The organism is Curtobacterium sp. 179-B 9B NHS (assembly GCF_045370965.1).
Classification (GTDB): domain Bacteria; phylum Actinomycetota; class Actinomycetes; order Actinomycetales; family Microbacteriaceae; genus Curtobacterium.
This window is the reverse complement of the sequence record NZ_JBIQDQ010000008.1, coordinates 1-20056: the sequence shown is the minus strand read 5'-3', so window position 1 is coordinate 20056 and position 20056 is coordinate 1. Positions and strand designations below refer to the sequence as shown.

Annotated in this window: 14 protein-coding genes and 1 tRNA gene; 5 read left to right on the top strand and 10 right to left on the bottom strand. The window is 72.7% G+C overall.

Annotated features, from left to right (window positions below; all coding sequences use genetic code 11):
• The 7 genes from ACH0A8_RS08795 to ACH0A8_RS08765 form a co-directional block, all read right to left on the bottom strand.
• Complete coding sequence (locus tag ACH0A8_RS08795; RefSeq protein ID WP_406907003.1) at nucleotides 1–1116, bottom strand: DUF917 domain-containing protein; 1116 nt, start codon at nucleotides 1114–1116, stop codon at nucleotides 1–3.
• Nucleotides 1113–2267, bottom strand: a complete 1155-nt coding sequence (locus tag ACH0A8_RS08790; protein WP_406907002.1) for a DUF917 domain-containing protein — start codon at nucleotides 2265–2267, stop codon at nucleotides 1113–1115. Before ACH0A8_RS08790 ends, ACH0A8_RS08795 begins: the two co-directional genes overlap by 4 nt.
• Nucleotides 2264–3820: a hydantoinase/oxoprolinase N-terminal domain-containing protein gene (locus tag ACH0A8_RS08785; RefSeq protein WP_406907001.1), complete on the bottom strand. Its 1557-nt coding sequence runs from the start codon at nucleotides 3818–3820 to the stop codon at nucleotides 2264–2266. Before ACH0A8_RS08785 ends, ACH0A8_RS08790 begins: the two co-directional genes overlap by 4 nt.
• 205 nt (nucleotides 3821–4025) lie before the next feature.
• Nucleotides 4026–5417, bottom strand: coding sequence for a purine-cytosine permease family protein (locus ACH0A8_RS08780; RefSeq protein ID WP_400429863.1), 1392 nt, complete (start codon nucleotides 5415–5417; stop codon nucleotides 4026–4028).
• A 270-nt stretch (nucleotides 5418–5687) separates the two neighbouring features.
• A tRNA-Arg gene (locus tag ACH0A8_RS08775) sits at nucleotides 5688–5760 on the bottom strand.
• 112 nt (nucleotides 5761–5872) lie between these two features.
• Nucleotides 5873–6658, bottom strand: coding sequence for a dienelactone hydrolase family protein (locus ACH0A8_RS08770; RefSeq protein ID WP_406907000.1), 786 nt, complete (start codon nucleotides 6656–6658; stop codon nucleotides 5873–5875).
• Nucleotides 6659–6760: 102 nt separating this feature from the next.
• Entirely contained in the window at nucleotides 6761–8185 is a 1425-nt protein-coding gene (locus tag ACH0A8_RS08765; protein WP_209685634.1) for a glucose-6-phosphate dehydrogenase, read from the bottom strand.
• 81 nt (nucleotides 8186–8266) lie between these two features.
• Here ACH0A8_RS08765 and ACH0A8_RS08760 point away from each other — a divergent pair, with 81 nt between their 5' ends.
• From ACH0A8_RS08760 to ACH0A8_RS08750, 3 genes are all read left to right on the top strand, one after another.
• A complete protein-coding gene (locus tag ACH0A8_RS08760) occupies nucleotides 8267–9436 on the top strand; it encodes a Gfo/Idh/MocA family protein (RefSeq protein WP_066655782.1) in 1170 nt (389 codons plus the stop codon).
• Between the two features lie 52 nt (nucleotides 9437–9488).
• Nucleotides 9489–11303, top strand: coding sequence for a thiamine pyrophosphate-requiring protein (locus ACH0A8_RS08755; protein ID WP_251160371.1), 1815 nt, complete (start codon nucleotides 9489–9491; stop codon nucleotides 11301–11303).
• A gap of 122 nt (nucleotides 11304–11425) precedes the next feature.
• Nucleotides 11426–13762, top strand: coding sequence for a bifunctional metallophosphatase/5'-nucleotidase (locus ACH0A8_RS08750; protein ID WP_406906999.1), 2337 nt, complete (start codon nucleotides 11426–11428; stop codon nucleotides 13760–13762).
• Between the two features lie 253 nt (nucleotides 13763–14015).
• On the opposite strand, the gene ACH0A8_RS08745 is transcribed toward ACH0A8_RS08750, so the two are convergent.
• The 3 genes from ACH0A8_RS08745 to efeU are packed head-to-tail and all read right to left on the bottom strand — an operon-like array spanning nucleotide 14016 to nucleotide 18137.
• Entirely contained in the window at nucleotides 14016–15299 is a 1284-nt protein-coding gene (locus ACH0A8_RS08745) for a Dyp-type peroxidase (protein ID WP_209685628.1), read from the bottom strand.
• Complete coding sequence (gene efeO / locus ACH0A8_RS08740) at nucleotides 15296–16561, bottom strand: iron uptake system protein EfeO (RefSeq protein WP_406906998.1); 1266 nt, start codon at nucleotides 16559–16561, stop codon at nucleotides 15296–15298. The genes ACH0A8_RS08745 and efeO overlap by 4 nt, the downstream gene beginning before the upstream one ends.
• The gene (gene efeU, locus ACH0A8_RS08735; RefSeq protein WP_406906997.1) at nucleotides 16548–18137 is read right to left on the bottom strand and encodes an iron uptake transporter permease EfeU; all 1590 of its coding nucleotides are present in this window, start codon (nucleotides 18135–18137) and stop codon (nucleotides 16548–16550) included. Before efeU ends, efeO begins: the two co-directional genes overlap by 14 nt.
• Nucleotides 18138–18206: 69 nt before the next feature.
• Between efeU and ACH0A8_RS08730 the strand changes: the two genes are divergently transcribed.
• Entirely contained in the window at nucleotides 18207–18980 is a 774-nt protein-coding gene (locus ACH0A8_RS08730; RefSeq protein ID WP_066655795.1) for a trimeric intracellular cation channel family protein, read from the top strand.
• 405 nt (nucleotides 18981–19385) lie between these two features.
• Nucleotides 19386–20056: TetR/AcrR family transcriptional regulator (locus tag ACH0A8_RS08725; protein WP_406906996.1), on the top strand; the 671-nt coding region annotated here is incomplete at its 3' end.

The window sequence follows — 20056 nt, the reverse complement described above, 5'->3', positions numbered from 1 at the left end:
TCAGCGCGCCCCCACCGGCGCGCGATCGTGCAGCTGCTCGACCGGGACGAAGTCGTCGTCCAGGCCGAAGCACGACGGCCCGAACACCGCGAGGGCCTCCGGTGTGCGCATGAGGTCGGGCGTCGACACCCCGATCACCCGGACGCGCTGGCCGTAGCGCAGGCGCTCCGTGGTGATCGGTTCCGCCGTCTCGGCGTCGAGCACGCAGATCAGGTCCGGCACCACCGCGACGAGGCGGCCGTCCCGTCGGGCGACGAGGTTCTCGTTCTGGAAGGCGATCTCGAGTTCCGACCCGTCGGCGCCCTGGACGACGGCCCGGCCCTTCGCGAACCCGTCGACCGTCCGGCGCTCGACGTCGACGACCTTGCCGTCGAACAGCTCGCGCAGGTGCGTGTAGATCGTCTGCCCGAACGCCTCGGCGAGCCCCTCGACGGGCTCGCGGTGCTCCTCGCGTGCCCGTCGGATCGCCCGACCGACCGCCAGCGCGAGCGAGAGCGTCCGCGGGACGGCGGTCTCCCGGACCTGGCGGCCGCTCATCGCGTACTCGGCGATGTACGCCACCCCGCCGAGGCGGATCGTGACCCCGCGGGCGAGCCACTCCATCTGCCGGTTGTCGTGCCCGGTGTCGATGACGACGCCGTGGCCGTTCTCGTCGCTGATCGCCAGCGGGGACCCGGGCACCCCGTACACCGAGAAGGTCTCCATCTGCAGCTCCGGGAACGCGCGCCCCATGCCGTCCGCGTCGACGACGGGCAGGCCGCCGGTCGCGCCGACGAGCAGCGGGATCATCGAGTTGATGCCGCCGCACTCGATCGGCATCGTGGCGGTGGCGGTCCGGCCGAGGTGCGCCTCGAGTCGGCGGAGGGCACCGAGCGGCTCCGGGCCGGCGGGCAGCCGCTCGAGCACCACGGTCGGGGCGCCCATCTGCGCGGTGGGGATGACGAGGGCGCCGTCCGGCACCTCGGACGGGTCGAGGACCGTCACCGGTCCGTGCTCCTCGATGGCCGCCTTGACGAGCAGCATGCCGATGAGCGGGTCGCCCCCGCCCCCGGTGCCGAGCAGTGCGGCGCCGCGCGCGAGGTCGGGCAGGTCGTCGACGTCGATGGTCCAGCTCATGCGTGTTCTCCCTCGCTGACGGTGCCGTCGTGGCGGACCGCCGGGGTGTCGTAGCCGAAGTACCGGGGTCCGGCGAGCGCGAGGCCCGCCGGGGTGTGCCAGCGCGGATCGGCCGGTGCGGTGACGATCCGGACGCGAGCGCCGAAGCGCAGCCCCTCGGTGGTGATCGGTTCACCGGTCTCGGCGTCCAGGGTGACGATCAGGTCGGGGGTGGTGGTGCGGACCGATCCGGCCACCTCGACCAGCAGGTGCTCGTTCTGGAACCGGAGCACGGCCTCCAGGCCGGTGTCGCTGCCGGAGCCGGCGATGCGGGCGGTCCCGCGGGCGAAGCCGGTGACGGTCTTCCGCTCCACGTCGGCGACCTTGCCCTCGAACACGACGGTCCCACCGAGCACCGCGGCGACGGCGTCCACGGGGTCCTCGTTCGCGGTGCGGGCGGCGACGAGTGCCTCGCCGATCGCGACGCTGAGCGAGAGGCTGCCGCGGACGTACGACTGCTTGAGCTCGGCGCCGGACATCGCGTACTGCGCGGTGATCGCGGAGCACCCCATCTCGACCGTCGCGGTGCGGGCGAGCCGTTCCGCCCAGCGGTTGTCGACGGTGTCGAAGACGGCGGTGTTGCCCTTCTCGTCGGCGAGTGCCATCGGCGTGGCGCTGATCCCCGACAGGGTCGGCAGGACCATCTGCACCTCGGGGAAGGCGCGGCCCATGCCGTCGCCGTCGACGAGCGGCAGGCCGAGCTCGGCCGCGGCGACGATCGGGCTGGTCGAGTTGACGCCGCCGACCTCGATGCACGCGACGTGCGTCGGGGTGACGCCGAGGTGGGTGGCCAGGCTGCGGATCGCCTCGGCGAACTGCGCGCCGGACGGCAGCTTCTCGACCATGACGGTCGGTGCGCCGATCATCGCGACGTTGAGCACGACGGCGTCGTCGGGCAGGTCCTCGACCTGCACGACCGGCACGGGGCCGTGCTCGCGGACCGCGGCCTCGGCCAGCAGTCGGCCGATGTAGGGGTCGCCACCACCGCCGGTACCGAGGACGGCGGCGCCGCGGGCGAGCGCGGAGCAGTCCTCGCCGATCTCGGTGAGGGGACGGACGGTGGTCGCCGACGGACGCGTGTCCGCGCCGGGTGCCGTCACCGTCGTCGTCATCGGACCAGCGCCCCGAGTGCGAGGTCGCCGACCGCCTTGGCGCGGATGCGCGTGGCGTTGCCGGGCAGGTACGGGATCGGGACCTCGTCGAAGTCGACGATCGCGACACTGGACGGATCGGCTCCGGCGGCGACGGCGCGGTCGACGGCCTCCTGGCGGGCCTCGTCGACCACGGCGGAACGCCTGCCGTCGCTGATCGCGTAGACCTTGTCGACCTCGCCGGACACCTGCGCGATGGCGGCGCCGATCGCGTTGGCGACCGAGTGGTGCTCCGGCCGGTGCACCGTGCCGAGCCCGGGCAGGGTGTCGGGCAGCAGGACGGACCCGCCGCCCACGGCGACCACGGGCAGCGGGTCCGACGAGGTGCGCATGCGCTCCACGACGTCGGCGACGCGCTCGGCGATCACCGCGAGGGCCCGTTCGGCGACCTCGGCCGGCACCCCGGCGACACGGGCGACGTCCCCGATGGCGCCACGGCCACCGCGGACGGCCACATCGGTCGCGGTGAGGGTGTCGCCGCCGAAGACCAGGCCCTCCTGGGTGAGCCGGTAGCCGACCGAGTCCGGGCCGACCAGGGCGCCGTCCTCGCGGATGCGGGAGCCGCCCCCGATGCCGATCGACAGCACGTCGGGCATCCGGAAGTTCGTGCGGATGCCCGCGACCGCGACCTCACCGGTGGCCTCGCGCGGGAAGCCACCGGTCAGCACGCCGACGTCGCTCGTGGTGCCGCCGACGTCGACGACCGCGCAGGTGTCGAAGCCGGAGAGCACCGCGGCACCGCGCATCGAGTTCGTCGGGCCCGAGGCGAACGTCGCGACCGGGTAGCGCCGGGCGTACTCGACGTCCATGAGCGTGCCGTCGTTCTGGCTGAGGAACAGGGGCGCGTCGATCCCGCTGCCGGCGACGGAGCCGGACAGACCGTCGACGATGCGGTCGGCGAGCTCGCGGAGCGCCGCGTTGATGATGGTGGCGTTCTCGCGCTCGAGCAGCCCGATGCGACCGATCTCGCTCGACAGCGAGAACGCGACGTCCGGTCCGAGCTCGGCGGCCATGATCGCCTGCGCCCGCTGCTCGAACTCGTCGTTGATCGGGGAGAACACCGACGAGATCGCGATCGAGCGGATCCCGGCGGCACCGATGGCCTCGGCGTGCCGCTTCAGCTCGTCCGGGTCCAGCTCGGAGATGACCCGGCCGTCGAACTCGTGGCCGCCGTGCGCCAGGAACGCCCGTCCCTGCACGGCGCCGACGAGGTGTGCGGGCCAGTCGGTGAAGGGCGGCAGGGACGCGGTCGCCGGCAGGCCGAGACGGACGGCCGCGGTCGGGGCGAGCCCCCGGGCCTCGACGAGCGCGTTGATGAAGTGCGTCGTACCGATCATCACGCCGTCGATGTCCGCCGAGGTGAAGTCGCGCTGCTCGCGCAGGCCGGCCAGGGCGGCGACGATACCGGACGTGACGTCCTGGGTCGTCGACCGCTTCACGGCCGCGGCGACCGTGCTGCCGTCCATCAGGACGGCGTCCGTGTTCGTGCCGCCGACGTCGATGCCGATGCGCATGGGGTTCCCTTCGGGGTGGTGCTGTCGTGGTGCCGGTGGTGGTGCTGTCGTGGTGGTGCCGGTGGTGGTGCTGACGACGGCGGTGCTGTCGTGGTGGTGGTGGTGCTGACGGAGTGTCGGGCCGACCGTGCCGTGTCCGGGTCAGGGGGCCACGGCACGGCCGGCGACGAGGTGGCGGTCGGCAGGGGGGCGCCGACCGCCGGCTTCAGGGCGCCGGTGCCGGCGCGGGTGCCGCCGTCGGGGCGTCGCTCGTCGTGCCGTCGCCGACCGCTGCCGGGGCGTCCTCGGTGCGGCTCACGCCGACCCCGCGGACCCATCCGGCCTTGCCGGCGATCACGTAGAGCACGAAGGCGATGACGACGGAGTTGATCGACGGGATGCCGATCGCGACGAAGTAGCCGACCAGTGCCGCGACCGCCCAGATGACGAGTGTCGCGGGGACCCACGTCGGGCTCGTGGCCGGCAGGCCCTCGCTCTCGCTGAGTTCACGGCGCCAGCGCTGCACGACGAAGTACTCGGCGATCATGATCCCCGCGATCGGCGGGAACACGACACCGAGCACGATGAGGAACGGGGTGAAGGCGTCGAGGAACCCGACGGCGGCCAGCACCGACCCGACGATGCCGAGCACGAGGGTGACGACACCACGGTTCACCTTCCTGCCGAACACCACGTCGATGAAGTTCGTGACGCCGAGGCTCGAGCTGTAGATGTTCCAGTCGTTGATCTTGAACGTGCCGAGCAGGATCACGAGGATGCCGACCCAGCCGACGCTCGACGTGATGACGCGGGTGATGTCGGACGACCCGACGGCGTGGGCGAGCAGGACGCCCGCGAGCCCGATGACGTACTCCCCCAGCGTGACGCCGAGCGCGGTCTGCTTGACGACGTCGCCGACCGAGCGGTTGAAGCGCGTCATGTCCGGCGTGATGACCGCGCCGACGATGAAGCCCCCGGCGACGAGGGTCGTGCCCGCGACGAAGCTCAGCTCCGGGCCCGCGGGGGCCTTCGCGGCGAGCTCGGCGATCGAGTGCTGGCTCAGCTCGACGACGACCGCCCAGCCCACCAGGACCAGGAACAGCGGCACCGTGATGTTGGCGAGCCACTGCATGGAGTGGAAGCCGCGGAGCACGATCGCGGTGACGAGCAGGCCGAACACGAGCGACCACGCCCACGCCGGCAGGACCGGCAGGATCGCGACGAGCCCGGCGGCGGAGACGCCGGACTGGATGCCGAACCACCCGATCAGGCTCAGGCCGATCGCCAGGCCCACCAGTGCGGAGCCGGCCTTGCCGAACCCGGTCCACCGCGCGATCACGGAGGTGTTGAGGCCCTCGCGCATGCCGATGATGCCGACGAAGACCGACACGATCTCCAGGATCACGGCACCGAGGGTGATCGCCCAGAACGCCTCCCAGAAGCCCATGCCGAAGCCGAGCGTGGCGCCGAGCAGGAACTGGGACAGGGCGGAGATCTGCCCGAACCGCTGCACCGCGACCTGGAACCAGCCGTAGCGGGCGGAGGCGGGGACGCGGGACAGGGAGTGGTCGTCGACGACGACGGACGGGGCTGGTGGTGCTGACGCTGCACTGGCCATCGGGTGCTCCTGGGGGACGGGGAGCCGGTCGGGGCGACCGGGTTGCGGCAACCGTAGTGACGTGACGGGAGCGGGTACACGTGCACGATGTCGTTACCGGCAGGTGAACCGGTGCACTCTGCACAGCGCCGTCCCTGGGAGCGTCGGCTGGCGCTGTCCGGCGCCGAACCCCGAACACGACGGAGGCCCGGGAACGACATGGCCCCGGGAACGACGAAGGCCCGGGAACGACGAAGGCCCCGTCGCAGTGCGACGGGGCCTTCTCAGATGTGCGCTCGAAGGGACTCGAACCCCCAACCTTCTGATCCGTAGTCAGATGCTCTATCCATTGAGCTACGAGCGCATCCGGTCTTGCGACCGATGCTGGCCTTGCGGCCGTGGAAGACTCTACAACAGGTGCGGCGCGGAACGCCAATCGAGCCGCGCCGCACCGAGCCCTCGGCGTGTCGCGCCGTTCAGACCACGGTCGGCTCCTCGTCGAACACCTCGGCGAGGAACACCTGCAACGCCTGCCACGAGCGGCGGTCGGCGCGCTCCTGGTACTGCGCCCCGTGGTCCGGCGCATCGGTGCCCGGCACCGCGAACGCGTGCATCGCGCCGGCGTAGGTGGTGACCTGCCAGTCGACCGACGGCACCGCGCGCATCTCGTCCTGCCACTCGGCGACCGTCGTGTCCGGCACCATCGGGTCCGCTCCCCCGGTGAGCACGAGGAGCTTCGCCCGGATCGCGGACGCATCCGAGGGCTCGTGCACGATCAGGCCACCGTGGAAGGACACTGCGCCGGCGAGGTCCGCACCGGTGCGCGCGAGTTCGATCGCGCCGGAGCCGCCGAAGCAGTACCCCATCACGACGATGCGGGAGTGGTCGACGTCGGGGTCGTCGCGCAGCCGGTCGAGCCCCGCGGTCAGCCGGGCGCGGAACAGCGGCAGGTCCTGGTAGAACGAGCCCGCGACCTCGCCGGCGGTGTCGTCGCCGGGACGGACGCCCTCGCCGTAGACGTCCGCACCGAAGGCGACGTAGCCGAGACGGGCGAGCATCGTCACCCGGGCCTCGACGTGCTCGTTGACGCCGTGCCAGTCGTGGATCACGAGGACGGCGGGGCGGGGCCCCGACACGGCGTGGTCCTTCGCCAGCACACCGAGGAGCGCGGTGCCCTCGTGGTCGTAGCGGACGGGCTCGACGCGGACGTCGGAGCCGGCGGGGACGGGGACGGTGGACAGGACGTCGTCGGTGGTCTTCACGTCACCGGACGCTACGCCGCGCGACCGGCAGACGGACGGGAGGCGCGTGGCGGCCCCGCCACGCGCCTCCCGTCCGGCACCGCGTCTCCCGCCGACGCGACGTCAGCAGTCGATGTTGTCCCAGCTGTCGGGACCGGCCGACCCGGCCGCGTACTCGTCGAGCGGCGCCTTCCCGTCGCGCCACGCACGCAGGAACGGCTCGACCACCTTCCACCCCTGCACCGCGCTGTCACCGCGCACCGACAGCGTCGCGTCGCCCTCGAGCACGCCGGCCAGGACCTCGCCGTAGGCGCTGAGCCGACCGGGGTTGAAGTTCACGGACAGCGCCGTGTGGTCGATCGTGTACGGGTCGCCGGGACCGTTGACGTTGAGCTCGAGCTGCATCTCGTCCGGGGCGATCCAGATCCGCAGCTTGTCCGGACGCTCGGCGCCGCTCAGCCCGTTCGGCACGTGCGGCGAGTCCTTGAAGGTGATGACGATCTCGCGACGCTGCTGCTCCAGCGCCTTGCCGGACCGCAGCGTGAAGGGCACGCCGGCCCAGCGCCAGTTCGCGACCTCGAGGGTGAGCTGCGCGAGGGTCTCGGTGCCGAGCGACGGGTCGACGCCGTCCTCGTCGACGTAGGACGGCAGCTCACGGTCGCCGATCGTGCCGGCGGTGTAGCGCGCACGCTTGCCCGCGGCGACGACGTCCTCGCCCCACGGCCGGACGGCGCGGAGGACGAGCTCCTTCTGCGTGCGGAGGTCGTCGGCGTCGATGGATGCAGGCGCCTCCATCGCGACGACGGCCATCACCTGCAGCAGGTGGCTCTGGATCATGTCGACCAGGGCACCGGCCTTGTCGTAGTAGCGCGCGCGGCCCTCCAGCCCGAGGGTCTCGTCGTAGACGATGTCGACGCGGTCGACGTGCGCCGACGACAGCAGCGGCTCGATGATGCGGTTCGCGAAGCGCAGCCCGAGCAGGTTGAGGACCGTGGAGCGGCCGAGGAAGTGGTCGACGCGGTGGATGCGCTCCTCGGGCAGGAACGAGTGCAGCAGGTCGTTGAGGTGCTCGGCGCTCTCGGCGTCGGTGCCGAACGGCTTCTCGAGCGCGAGCCGCGTGCCACCGGGCAGGTCGAGGTCCTTGAGGACGGCGCAGCTCTTCTCGGTCACGGCCGGCGGCAGCGCGAAGTAGATCGCCGGGTCGTGGTGGCACGCGTCGAGCAGGGCCCCCAGGTCGTCGGCGTCGGTGACGTCGGCCTTGCGGTAGGTCGAGGCCTCGATGACCTCGACGAGCCGCCGGCTGAGCTTCTCGCCGCCGTCGTGCGCGCCCTCGTCCTCCTCGTTCTTCGACGCCTGCGCGTTCTCGAAGGACGTGCGCACCTGCGCCTTCCAGTCGTCGTCCGAGATGTCCTCCACGCCGGCCCCGACGAGCTGGACGTCCCAGTCGTCCTTGACCTCGAGGAGGGTGGCGAGACCGGGCAGCAGCAGTCGCTTGGACAGGTCGCCGCTGGCTCCGAGGATGAGCAGGCTGGTCTGGAGGCTCGACATGCCCCCGACCGTACTCACGCGTTCCGGCGCGTGGCCGGGTTGCGTCGGTACGGTGGGGCGAGTCCGGCGCGAGGGAGCACCATGAGCAGTGGGTACGGAGGGCGACGCATCCGCGTCGCCGTGGTCGGCACCGGGATGATCGCGGGGGTGCACGCCCGTGCGGCACGGGCCGCGGGCGCCGAGGTCGTCGGGGTGCTCGGCCGGACGCCGGCCCGGTCGGAGCAGGTCGCCGCACAGCTCGACGTGCCCCGCGGCTACGCCTCACTCGACGAGGTGATCGCCGACGCCCCCGACGTCGTCCACGTCTGCACGCCGAACGACCAGCACCACCCGCAGTCGCTCGCGGTCGTCCGCGCCGGGATCAACGTCGTGTGCGAGAAGCCGCTCGCGATCAGCGCCGAGCAGGCCGCCGAGCTGGTCGCCGCAGCCGACGAGGCCGGCGTCGTCGCGACCGTGCCGTTCGTCTACCGGTACCACCCGGTCGTCCGGGAGATCCGCGCCCGCATCGCCGCCGGTGAGCTCGGCCGGTTGCTCGCCGTGCACGGCCACTACCTGCAGGACTGGATGCTCGACGAGGACGCCTCGAGCTGGCGGGTGGACGCCGGTGCCGGCGGGGTGTCCCGGGCCTTCGCGGACATCGGCTCGCACTGGTGCGACCTGGTCGAGTTCGTGACCGGCGACCCGTTCGCCGCGGTGAGCGCCGCGACCGACATCGTCTACCCGACCCGTCCGGCTGCCTCCGGGCCGTCGTTCTCCGGCTCGCCGGACCCCGACCCGGTGGCGGACGCCGGGCAGCGGGCCGAGGTCACCACGGAGGACACGGCCGTCGCGACCTTCCGCACCGGCACCGGGCGCATCGGCAACGTCGTCGTCTCGCAGGTCGCGGCCGGGCGGAAGAACCGGCTGTGGTTCGAGGTCGACGGCACCCTCGGGTCGGCGGCCTTCGACCAGGAGCAGCCCGAGGCGGCGTGGTTCGGCAACGAGCGCGGCGCCCAGATCGTGGTGCGCGACCCCTCGCTCGGGTTCCCCGACCAGCGTCGGCTGGCGGTCGTGCCGGCCGGGCACCCGCAGGGGTACCTCGACGCCTTCGCGGCGTTCGTCGCCGACACCTACGCGGCGGTCCGGGCGGAGGGCGACCGTTCGGCGTGGCCCGAGGGGCTCCCCACGTTCGCCGACGGTGCTCGTGCGGCGTCGGTCATCGAGGCCGTCGTCGCCAGCGCGGCCGACGGGACGTGGCGTCCCGTCGCCTGACGTCCCCCGGGCGACCTGAGCGTGTACAGGAACCGCCGAGCACGGTGGGTGCATGAGCACGACCGTGAGCGACTTCGTCATCGACCGCATCAAGGCATGGGGCGTCTCGCGCGTCTTCGGCTACCCCGGGGACGGGATCGGTGCGTTCGACGGGGCGCTCGGCAAGGCCGACGGCAGCGAGCGCGAGCTCGAGTACGTCCGCCCGACGCACGAGGAGATCGCCGCGCTGATGGCGACCGCGCACGCCAAGTTCACCGGCGAGGTCGGGGTCTGCGTCGCGACCTCGAGCCCCGGCGCGTTCCACCTGCTCAACGGGCTGTACGACGCGCAGATGGACAACCAGCCGGTCGTCGCGATCGTCGGGCAGCAGGGCCTGGCGTCGATCGGGTCGTTCACGCAGCAGGAGTCGAACCTCGAGCGCGTGTTCGCCGACGTCGCCTGCTACGTGGAGACCGTCGCCACGCCGGACGCGGTCGGCGTCGTGGTCGACACGGCGTTCCGGACGGCGATGCTCCGGAAGCAGCCGGCGGTCGTCGTGCTCCCCCACGACGTGCAGGCGATGGCGTACGAGGCCCCGGCCGCCGAGCACTGGGTGTCCCGGTCGAGCGACGTCGCCCCGTCGACCCGGATCGTGCCGCCGCAGGACCAGATCGCCCGCTTCGCCGAGATCCTGAACGCCGGGGAGCGCGTGACGTTCCTGGTGGGTGCCGGCGCGCGCGGCGCCACGGACCTGGTGCTCGAGGCCGCCCAGAAGACCGGCGCCGGCATCATCACCGCCCTGCGCGGGAAGGACGTCGTCCCCTCCGACGTGCCGTACCACACGCAGCAGGTCGGGCTCCTCGGCTCGCGCCCGAGCCTGACCCAGGTCAAGGAGTGCGACACGATCGTGCTCCTCGGCTCGAACTACCCCTACGGCGAGTACCTGCCCGCCTCCGGTCAGGCCCGCGGCGTGCAGGTCGACATCAAGCCCGAGCAGATGGGCCTGCGGTACCCGACCGAGCTCAACCTGTGGGGCGACGTCGGTGCGACACTGCAGGCGGTCATGCCGCTGCTGCGCGACAAGCAGGACACCACGTGGCAGGACAAGCTCGCCGGCGAGATGCGCGAGTGGGAAGCGGAGATGCACCGCCAGGCCGAGGTCGCGTACGACGACGGCGTCAACCCACGACGCGTCATCCGCGCCGTGAACGAGCGCCTGCCCGAGGGCGTCACGGTCACCTGCGACGCCGGGACCACCGCCGACTGGTACGGCCACCACATCCGGCTGCGCCGCGGCATGCACGGCGACATGTCCGGACGGCTCGCGACGATGCTCGCGGCGATGCCCTACGCCGTCACGGCGAAGTTCGCCTTCCCGGACGCCCCGGCGGTGTGCACCATCGGCGACGGGGCCTTCCAGATGCTCGGCATGAACGAGCTCATCACGGTGAAGAAGTACATGGCCCAGTGGCCGAACCAGCAGCTCGTGATCGTGGTCATGCACAACGACGACCTCGGCCAGGTGTCGTGGGAGATGCGGACCGAGGACGGCAACCCGATGTGGTCCGGGTCGCAGGACGTCGAGTCGATGGACTACGCCGGGTACGCCCGGCTGCTCGGCTTCGAGGGCATCGCGGTGCACGGTGACGACGAGGTCGAGGCAGCCGTGGAGCGGGCGTTCGCCAACCCCGGGGTCACGCTCATCGACGCCTACGTCAGCCGCAACGTGCCGCCGCTGCCGCCGCACATCACCGCCGAGTACGCGGTGAACACCGCGAAGAGCCTGCTCAAGGGCGACCCGGCGGAGATCGGCGTCATCAAGGACTCGGCGAAGGCCATGGCCGCCGAGGCCGTCGAGCGGGTGAAGGGCGCGCTGGGCCGGGACTGACGCCGATCCCGCCGTGGTTGTCCCCCGAACGGGAGGAACGTCCCCCGTGGTGTGAACACCACGTGACGTGTTGCGGCAACCCCTGGCGCGTCGGCTGTGGGAGTTCATAGGTTCTTGCGGTGATGAACGCTCACACTCCCCCGCGTCGCCGGCGCCTGGCCGGGGCCTCCGCCCTGGTCGCCGCCGGCGTCCTCACCGCCCTGACCGTCCCGTCCGCCGCCCTCGCCGCCGAGGGCGACACCACGATCGACCTCTACAACGTCAACGACTTCCACGGCCGCATCGCGCAGTCGATCTCGAAGGACTCCGCCGGTGCTCCGGCACCGCGGGACGGCGACGCCGCCGGTGCCGCGACCCTCGCCGGTGCACTCGAGCAGCTCCGGGGTGCCGATCCCTCGACGTCCGCCTTCGTCAGCTCCGGCGACAACATCGGCGGCTCGACGTTCGAGTCCTTCATCCAGGACGACCAGCCCACCATCGACGTCCTCAACCAGATGGACCTGTCGGTCAGCGCCATCGGCAACCACGAGCTCGACAAGGGCCAGGACGACCTGCGCGACCGCGTGATCGGCGGCCAGGGCGAGGGCGTCCGCGCGGCACAGTGGGACTACGTCTCCGCGAACATCCTCGACTCGGCCACGGGCGAACCCGCGTTCCAGCCGTACTCGATCCAGGAGATCAGCGGCAAGCGCGTCGGGTTCATCGGTGCGACGGTCGACCTCGTCGGCCAGGGACTCGTCGCTCCGGACGGCATCGCCGGACTGGAGATGGGCGACATCACGACCGAGGTGAACAAGGTCGCGGCGCAGCTCACCGACGGTGACACGGCGAACGACGAGGCCGACGTGCTCGTCCTCCTCGTGCACGACGGCGCCGAGTCCCCCGCCGAGGTCGCGCCCGGCGACGACTCCGACTTCGCGCGCGCGGTCCACGGCGTCACGCCGAAGGTCTCGGCGATCCTGTCCGCCCACACGCACCAGACGTACGCCTACTCGGTCGTCCCGACCGGCGGTACCGTCGCCCGCCCCGTGATCCAGACCGGCTCGTACGGCTTCAACCTCGGTCACGTCGAGCTCACGGTCGCCGCGGACGGCACGGTGACCGCGGCGACGCCCGAGAACCTGCGCCTGGTCGACGGCACGTACACGCCCGACCCCGCCGTGCAGACCACGGTCGACGCCGCCGTGCAGGAAGCCGACCGCCTCGGCGCCGTCGAGCTGGGCACGGTGGACCGCGACCTGCAGCGCGCCGTGCAGTCGAACGGGTCGGAGAACCGCGGCGGCGAGTCCACCCTCGGCAACTTCGTCGCCGAGGTGCAGCGTGACCAGACGCAGCGCCAGGGCTCGCAGATCGCCTTCATGAACCCGGGCGGTCTCCGCGCGGACATCGCCTCCGGCGCGGTGACGTACAAGGAAGCGGCGGTCGTCCAGCCCTTCGCGAACACGCTCGTCGTGCTCGACCTGACCGGCGACCAGATCCGGCGGGCGCTCGAGCAGCAGTGGCAGCCGTCGACCGCGAGCCGCCCCTTCCTCAAGCTCGGCGTCTCCGAGGGCTTCAGCTACACCTACGACCCGCTGGCCACGGCCGGCGAGCGCATCACGGGCATGACCCTCGACGGTGACCCGATCGCGTCCGACCGCACCTACAAGGTCACGGTGAACTCGTTCCTCGCGACCGGCGGAGACAACTTCGCCGCCTTCAAGGACGCCGCCGCGAAGCAGGACAGCGGCACGGTCGACCTCGAGGCGCAGGTCCAGTACTTCCGAGCACACCCGACCGTCGCGGTCCAGGAGGACCAGCGGGCCGTCGGCGTCCGGGTCTCCGAGGCACCTGCCGGCGGCTTCGGCCCCGGCGACGACGTCCGCATCGACCTGTCGTCCCTGACCTTCAGCAACGCGGCCGACCAGGGCGGCACCGTCTCGGTCAGCGCCGGTGGTCAGGAGCTCGCGTCCGCCGAGGTCGACACGACGGTCGTCGACACCACCGACGAGCAGGGTCGCGCGACCCTCGCGTTCACCGTGCCGGGCACGCCTGCCGCGGACACGGAGCCGACGGCCGTTCCGACCGCTGCTGCCCGCGCCGCCGCCCCGACCGCGACGACCGACCAGCCGCTCGTCCTCACCCTGCCGAACGGGCAGACCGTGACCCTCGCCGTGACGGTCCCGGTCGAGACGGCCGTCGAGCCGGAGCCGGGCACCGGCGAGCCGACCGACCCGGGTACCCCCGGTCCCGGCCAGCCGGGCAGCGGCGACGGCAGCGCGGGCGGTGCCGACGGCGCGGGCACCGGTGTCGTGGACGCCGACCGACCGGACGCCGCTCGCGGCGACCTGGCGTTCACCGGCGCCGACCTGGTGTTCCCGGGCATCGCCGCCGGCGTCCTGCTGCTCGCCGGCGCCGTGGCGCTGGTGCTCGCACGCCGGAAGCGCGCCGTCGAGGACGGGCCGGTCCTGACGGACTGACACCGCGCCTCCCGGCCGACGACGCGACGGGCCGTCCCACCTGGTGGGGCGGCCCGTTCCGCTGTCCGATCCCAGAACGGGACTGCTCAGGGGCAGTCCCGCGAGGTACGCTCCCCCTGTCGCATCGCGATGCGTCGCGCCGGGTCGTCCCCCCAGGGGGCGGGCGGTGGTTCCGTCCGCCGGACTCCGCGGCGCGGGTGCTCTCCGTCTCCAGGGAAACGACGGAGGGCACCCACCTCGACTCCCGCCGGGGTCAGTGGAAGAGCTGCTCCCCGATGTACGAGCCCTTGCGGGGTGCCGGCGGCACGGCGAACACCCCGGACCCGATGTGCGACACGTACTCGTTCAGGCGGTCGGACGCACCGAGCTTCCGCTGCAGCCGCGTGACGTGCTCCGGGTCGTTCACGTACGCCGCGAAGAGCAGGCCGGCGTCGAGCTGCCCGTACTGGTTCAGCCCGTCGGTGTAGTTGTACCCGCGGCGCAGGATCTTCACGCCGCCGTTGTTCTCGTGCGCCGCGAGGGCGACGTGGGAGCGCGGGTCGATCGCGGTCCCGCCGTCCGCGTCGGTGCCGTGCGGCGCCCGGGCGTGGAAGTCCGGCGTCGTGTGCTCCGACCCGCCGGAGAGCGGCGCGCCCTCGACCTTCGTCCGGCCGAACACCCGCTGCTGGTCGGAGACGACGTCGGCGTCCCAGGTCTCCAGGTTCATCCGGATCTTCCGCACCACCTGGTACGTGCCACCGGCCATCCAGTCGGCTCCGCGGTCGAGCCACACGAACCGGTCGTACTCGTCGTCCGTCGTGACGTTCCGCGTCCCGTCCTTGAACCCCATCAGGTTGCGCGGCGTCGACTGCGTCGGACCGGCCGAGGCGCGGCCGAACCCGATCACGGTCCACCGCACGGTCGCGGTGCCGCGGGCCATCCGGGCCAGGTCGCGGACCGCGTGGTACGCCACCTGCGGGTCGTCGGCGCAGGCCTGCAGCGACAGGTCGCCGCCGGTCAGCTGCGCGTCCAGGTCGTCGCTCGGCAGCGGCGGGATCGCGGCCAGGTGCGCCGGACGCTTCGCGGCGAGGCCGAAGCGCTCGTCGAAGACGCCGGGCCCGAGCCCGACGGTGACGGTCAGTGACGCCGGGCCGAGGTCGAGCGCCTCGCCCGTGTCCGCTCCCACACCGTCGCCGTGGACGGGTTCGACGCTGCCGATCGTCCGGCCGGCCTGCAGCTGCGCGATCGCGGCCGACCAGCGGGCGAGCAGGACCTGGAGCTCGGTCGCGGTGGACGCCGTCAGGTCGAACACCATGAAGACACAGTGCCGCTGCGGCGTCGTGCGGATCCCGCCCTGCGGCTGCCGGGCGGCGGTCGCGTAGAACGGGACCGACTGCGACAGGTCGACGGACTCGTCGCCGTTCGCGGCCGCGGTGAAGGGGTCGACCCCGGTGGCGGCGGCCGACCCGGCGACACCCGCGACGGCGCCCACGCCCGCACCGGCGGCCGCGAGCCCGGCACCGATCAGCCCGCGGCGGGAGAACCGGGAGTCGTTCACGCCGTCGCGACCTTCTCGGCCAGACGCGAGAGCGGGTCCTGCAGCGCCTGGACCTGCTGCGAGATGCGGTTGGCGTCCTTCGCCTTCGCGGCGTCGTCCCACGTGGCGAAGCCGCCGAGCGAGTCCGCGTCGCGGAAGCCGTCCATCAGCGTGTTCGTCGTGTCGAACTGCGTGGCGATCTGCTTCGTCAGCGCCGGGTCGACCTTCGTCAGGCCGGGCTTGAGGTACGCGAAGGCCTGTCGGGCACCCTCGACGTTCGCGGCGAGGTCGACGAGGTCGATGTGGCTGTACGCCTCCTCCTCGCCCGTGATCTTGTTCGACTGGACCTCCTCGAGCAGCCCGGCCGCGCCGTTCGCCAGGTCCTCGGGCTTGTACTCGATCGACGGCACGCGCTTCGCGAGCAGCTCGACGTCGGCGGTCAGTGCGGCCGCGGTCTCCTTCGTCGACGCGGTGATCGCGCCGGCCTGGAACAGGTCCTTCTCGACGGCGTGGAAGCCGCTCCAGCCGACGGCGTCGTCGAGGTTCGACGCGCGCATGTCGATCAGGTAGTCGAGGTTGCCGGCGTTGTCGGTGGCCGAGAACCCCTTCTTGACGAAGCCGTCGACGTCGCTCTCGACGTGCTCGTAGAACGGACGGGCCGCCGCGTAGTCGCGCTTCGCCGCGTCGAGGTCGCCGGCGTCCACGTCGTGCTGCAGCTGCTGCACGGCCGCCACCATGTCGGTGACCTGGCCGTCGACGTAGGTCGCGTAGCCCTTCGCGCCGTCGGCGAGCAGGGTGGCCGCGCTGCTGTTCGCGGTCGACGCAGCCTTGCCGGTGACGGTGAGGTCGGTGAGCTCGTGCTCGGCACCCGGGCAGTAGACCTGGTACTCCCCACCGCTCAGCGTGGCGGTGAAGCGGACGGCGTCGAGCCCCGGGGCGAGGTTCTCCTTCTCGCCGAGGATGCGCTGGTCCTGCAGGAGCTCCACCTCGGTGATGGCGGTGGACGACTCGTTGTGCACCGTGAACGTGACGGGGCCCGCGGGGACCTTCGTGGTCGACACGGCGCAGGCGTCGGAGCCGTCGTTCGTCAGGGTGATGGTGACACGGGAGAGCTTCCCGGTGCTGCTCGAGCTGTCGTCGGCGGGCGACCCCGTCGAGCAGCCGGACAGGGCGAGGGCGGTGACGGTGCCGAGCGCACCGAGGACGATCAGGGGGCGGGCGGCCAGGGGGCGGGCGGCCAGGGGGTGGGCGGCGCGAGGGCGGGCGGTCCTACCGAACGGCATGGTCGAGGCTCCTTGCAGGGACGTCGGCGGGCGGTCCGCGCGACGGGTCGGTTCCGGGGGTGGTGGTCGGTGGGGCGACGGCGCGCCGACGGTCGCGGAGGGCGAGCAACGCCTGTGCGGCGGCGGCGACGGCGAGCGCGATCGGCAGCCAGGTGCTCCAGAGCCGCAGCTCGGCAGCGCGGGTGTGCGCCGCGGCCAGGTCCGCGGCCGCGCGGTCGACGCGGTCGGTCGCCACCGCCCACACCGTGCGTTCCAGCGTGGTGGTCCGGGCGGCCGGGAGGCCCCCACCGCGCAGTGTGAGCACGTCGCGTTCCGAGCGGGTCGCGTCCAGGACACCCCCACCGACGGTGGTCAGGGTGACGGTCTCGCGGACGGACCAGCGGGCCGTGAACGGCCCGGGGTCCGTGCTCGGCGAGATGCCGACGGGGACCCGGCCGAAGAGGCCGACGAGGTCGTCGACCGTCAGCGAGGTGGGGCGGCCGGCGACCGGGACGTCCTCGGTGACCTGCCAGCGGTCGGCGGCGACGCCGGAGCGGGTCACGCGGCGGTGGGCCGACGCGGGGAGGGTGCGTCGTGCCTCCCGGCCGGTGCCGGAGACGCGCAGGACTGCTGCCGGACCGTCGACGTCCGCCGTGACGGACCGTGCGTCACCGGTGACCGCCGTCGTGCGCGGCAGGTCGACGTCCGTGCTCGGGACGACCAGGGCGAGGACGACGGCCGTGGCCGCGAGCCCGGCGGCGACCGCCGCGCGGACCACCGGGACGCGGGCCGGCGACGGACGCCAGCGGCGCGGCCAGACCGCGACGGCGAGGACGGGCACGACGTAGAGGAACCAGCCGAGCACCTCGATGACGCGCGGATCGGCGGGGATCCCGAGGACGCCGGTGACGAGGGCGCCGCGGAGCGACCCGTTGGGGGCGAGCCACCCGAGGTCGACCGTGCGCTGCTGGCCGATGACGAGCCACCCGGCCTCGTGCGCGTGCCGCAGTGCGGTGAGCACGAGGCCGCCGGCGACGAAGACGAGGAAGACGCCGGTACCGGTGAAGAACCGGCCGAGGTCGAGGCGGACCCCGCCGGTGTAGATGCCGTACCCGACCGCCACCGCGACCGCGATGCCGATCACGGCACCGACGGCTGCCGTGCCGGTGTCCGACGACGCCTGGAAGGTCGCGAGGAGGAAGACCGAGGTCTCGAACCCTTCCTTGAGGACCGCGAGGAACGCCATGCCCGCCAGCGCCCAGGCGGTCCCCCGTCCGAGCGCCGCCGACGCACTGGCCTGCAGGTCCCGCGACAGCGTGCGCGCGTTCGTGCGCATCCAGACGATCATCCCGGTGACGAAGACCACGGCGACGGCTCCGATGACCGTCTCCATGCCCTCCTGCTGGGCCTGGGGCAGTGCCTGCTCGACGAGCTGCAGACCGAAGCCGACGGCGATGCTCAGCGCGACGGCGAGCCCGACGCCGGCCCACATCGGGGCGAGGGGCGCGCGGTTGCGACGGAGGAACGCGGCGATGATGCCGACGATGAGCGTCGCTTCGAGGCCTTCGCGGAGGCCGATGACGAGGGTGGCGATCATGGCGAAGGTGAGGCTAACCTAACCAGCGTTCGGCCCGCCACTCCGGCGACGTGGGGTTTGATTGTTCTCATGAACGTGCTGACCCCGGAGGCCCTGGCGTCGGTCACCAACGTGCTCGACCTCGCCGGCGTGTTCGCCTCGGCACTGCTGGGCGGCTCGCTCGCACGCACGATGGACTTCGACCTGTTCGGCTTCCTCGTCGTCGGCTTCGTCTCCGGCCTCGGCGGCGGCATGCTCCGCGACACCCTGCTGCAGAACGGGCCGCCCGTCGCGCTCGTCGACCCGCTCTACCTGCCCGTGGCGATCGCCGGCGCACTGGTCGCGTTCTTCGTGTCGTTCTCGGAGCTCACCTGGGACCGACTGTTCACCGTGCTGGACGCCGCCGTCATCGGCTTCTGGTCCGTGGTCGGGGTCCAGCGGACCTTCGACGCCGGTCTCGGCTGGCCCGCCGCGATCATCATGGGCACCATCACCGCGGTCGGCGGCGGGGCGATGCGCGACCTGCTGCTCCGTCGCGTGCCCGCGGTGTTCGGCGGGAACGCGCTCTACGCCACCGTGGCCGTCGCCGCGTCCGCGGTGATGGTGGTCGCCTCGTACCTCGGATCGCCGTCGATCGGCATCATCGCGGCGATCGTGCTGTCGCTCGGGCTCCGGTACGGGGCCGTCAAGCGCGGCTGGGGGCTGCCGAACGGTCGCGAGTGGCAGCCGAAGTCGACGCTCGGCGCACTGCTGCAGCGCGGGCGACGGCTGCGCCCCGACGCGATCCGGCTGCTCCGTCGACCCGGACGCCGAACCGGCGACGGGGCCGTCCGCAGCGACCGGGACACACCCGACGGCGTCTGACGAGCCGCGGTCGGCGTTCCGTCAGCGCCCCGGCCGGTGCCTCGGTCGGCGCCTCGGTCAGCGCCTCTGCCCGGGCTCCGGTCGGTACCCGGGCACGGCGGTGGCCCACCGTCCGGACGACGCACGACCCCGTCGCTGCAGCGGCCTGCCGCGGTACGATCGCTCCCGCCGGGTACCGACCCGGTGACCACCGTCCTCGACGCACCGACACGACCCGAACGTGGCGGTCCACCGAGCGACGGGGCCGGGGGCTTCGCTGGTGCCGCGCGTGATCACGACGCGCGGCGCGGCAGGTCTCCGAGGGTCGCACCGGACCGGGTGCGGCACGGCCCGTGCGCCACCGACGCGCGGGGATCGACAGGACGGCGCACCACCGTCCACGACGACGATCACGGACCAGGACCCATGCGCGACGACGCTTCCTCCCCCAACCCCCGGACACCCCGCGCCGAGGTGCGCGAACGACTGCTCGTCGCCGGAGCCGACGTCTTCGCCGAGTCCGGCGTGCACGGCGCCCGGCTCGACGACGTGGCCGCTCGCGCCGGCTTCAGCAAGGGCGCCGTCTACTCGAACTTCACGTCGAAGCAGGACCTCGTCGCCCAGGTCATGCAGCGCTCGACGAACCGGATCCTCGCCGCGCTCCAGGAGGTCGTCCACGAGGACGTCGCCGCCGCGAGCATCGCCGAGGTCGTCCGGGCGGCGTTCGGGCGGTACGACCAGGGTCGGCAGTTCGCCCTCGTCTCGGAGCTCCGGGGGTACGCGCTCCGCGACCCGGAGTTCATGCCCGAGTTCGTCCGGCAGCGGCGCGAGCTGCAGGACGGCGTGCTCGACCTGGTCCGGTCGTGGTTCGGGGCGCACCCCGAGGTCGAGCCGGGCATGCCGCTCGAGGACTTCGCCACGCTGCTCATCGGCGCGAACACCGGGATCGTGTTCGACGGTCCCGCCCTGCCCGGGGTGAACCCCGGCGACGTCATCGCGAGCCTGGTCGACGCGGTCGTGCGCCCGCGCCGCTGCCGGACGAACTCGGGCATGAACTCCGGGTCGCGGAGCGCGTACCCCCGGAGCTCCGAGACGAG

Excerpts from the sequence above, each read along its gene's own strand:
- ACH0A8_RS08790 (WP_406907002.1), bottom strand. The coding sequence starts at position 2,267 with ATGACGACGACGGTGACGGCACCCGGCGCGGACACGCGTCCGTCGGCG.
- ACH0A8_RS08780 (WP_400429863.1), bottom strand. The coding sequence starts at position 5,417 with ATGGCCAGTGCAGCGTCAGCACCACCAGCCCCGTCCGTCGTCGTCGAC.
- ACH0A8_RS08760 (WP_066655782.1), top strand. The coding sequence starts at position 8,267 with ATGAGCAGTGGGTACGGAGGGCGACGCATCCGCGTCGCCGTGGTCGGC.
- ACH0A8_RS08765 (WP_209685634.1), bottom strand. The coding sequence starts at position 8,185 with ATGTCGAGCCTCCAGACCAGCCTGCTCATCCTCGGAGCCAGCGGCGAC.
- efeO (WP_406906998.1), bottom strand. The coding sequence starts at position 16,561 with ATGCCGTTCGGTAGGACCGCCCGCCCTCGCGCCGCCCACCCCCTGGCC.
- efeU (WP_406906997.1), bottom strand. The coding sequence starts at position 18,137 with ATGATCGCCACCCTCGTCATCGGCCTCCGCGAAGGCCTCGAAGCGACG.
- ACH0A8_RS08750 (WP_406906999.1), top strand. The coding sequence starts at position 11,426 with ATGAACGCTCACACTCCCCCGCGTCGCCGGCGCCTGGCCGGGGCCTCC.
- ACH0A8_RS08795 (WP_406907003.1), bottom strand. The coding sequence starts at position 1,116 with ATGAGCTGGACCATCGACGTCGACGACCTGCCCGACCTCGCGCGCGGC.
- ACH0A8_RS08785 (WP_406907001.1), bottom strand. The coding sequence starts at position 3,820 with ATGCGCATCGGCATCGACGTCGGCGGCACGAACACGGACGCCGTCCTG.
- ACH0A8_RS08755 (WP_251160371.1), top strand. The coding sequence starts at position 9,489 with ATGAGCACGACCGTGAGCGACTTCGTCATCGACCGCATCAAGGCATGG.
- ACH0A8_RS08730 (WP_066655795.1), top strand. The coding sequence starts at position 18,207 with ATGAACGTGCTGACCCCGGAGGCCCTGGCGTCGGTCACCAACGTGCTC.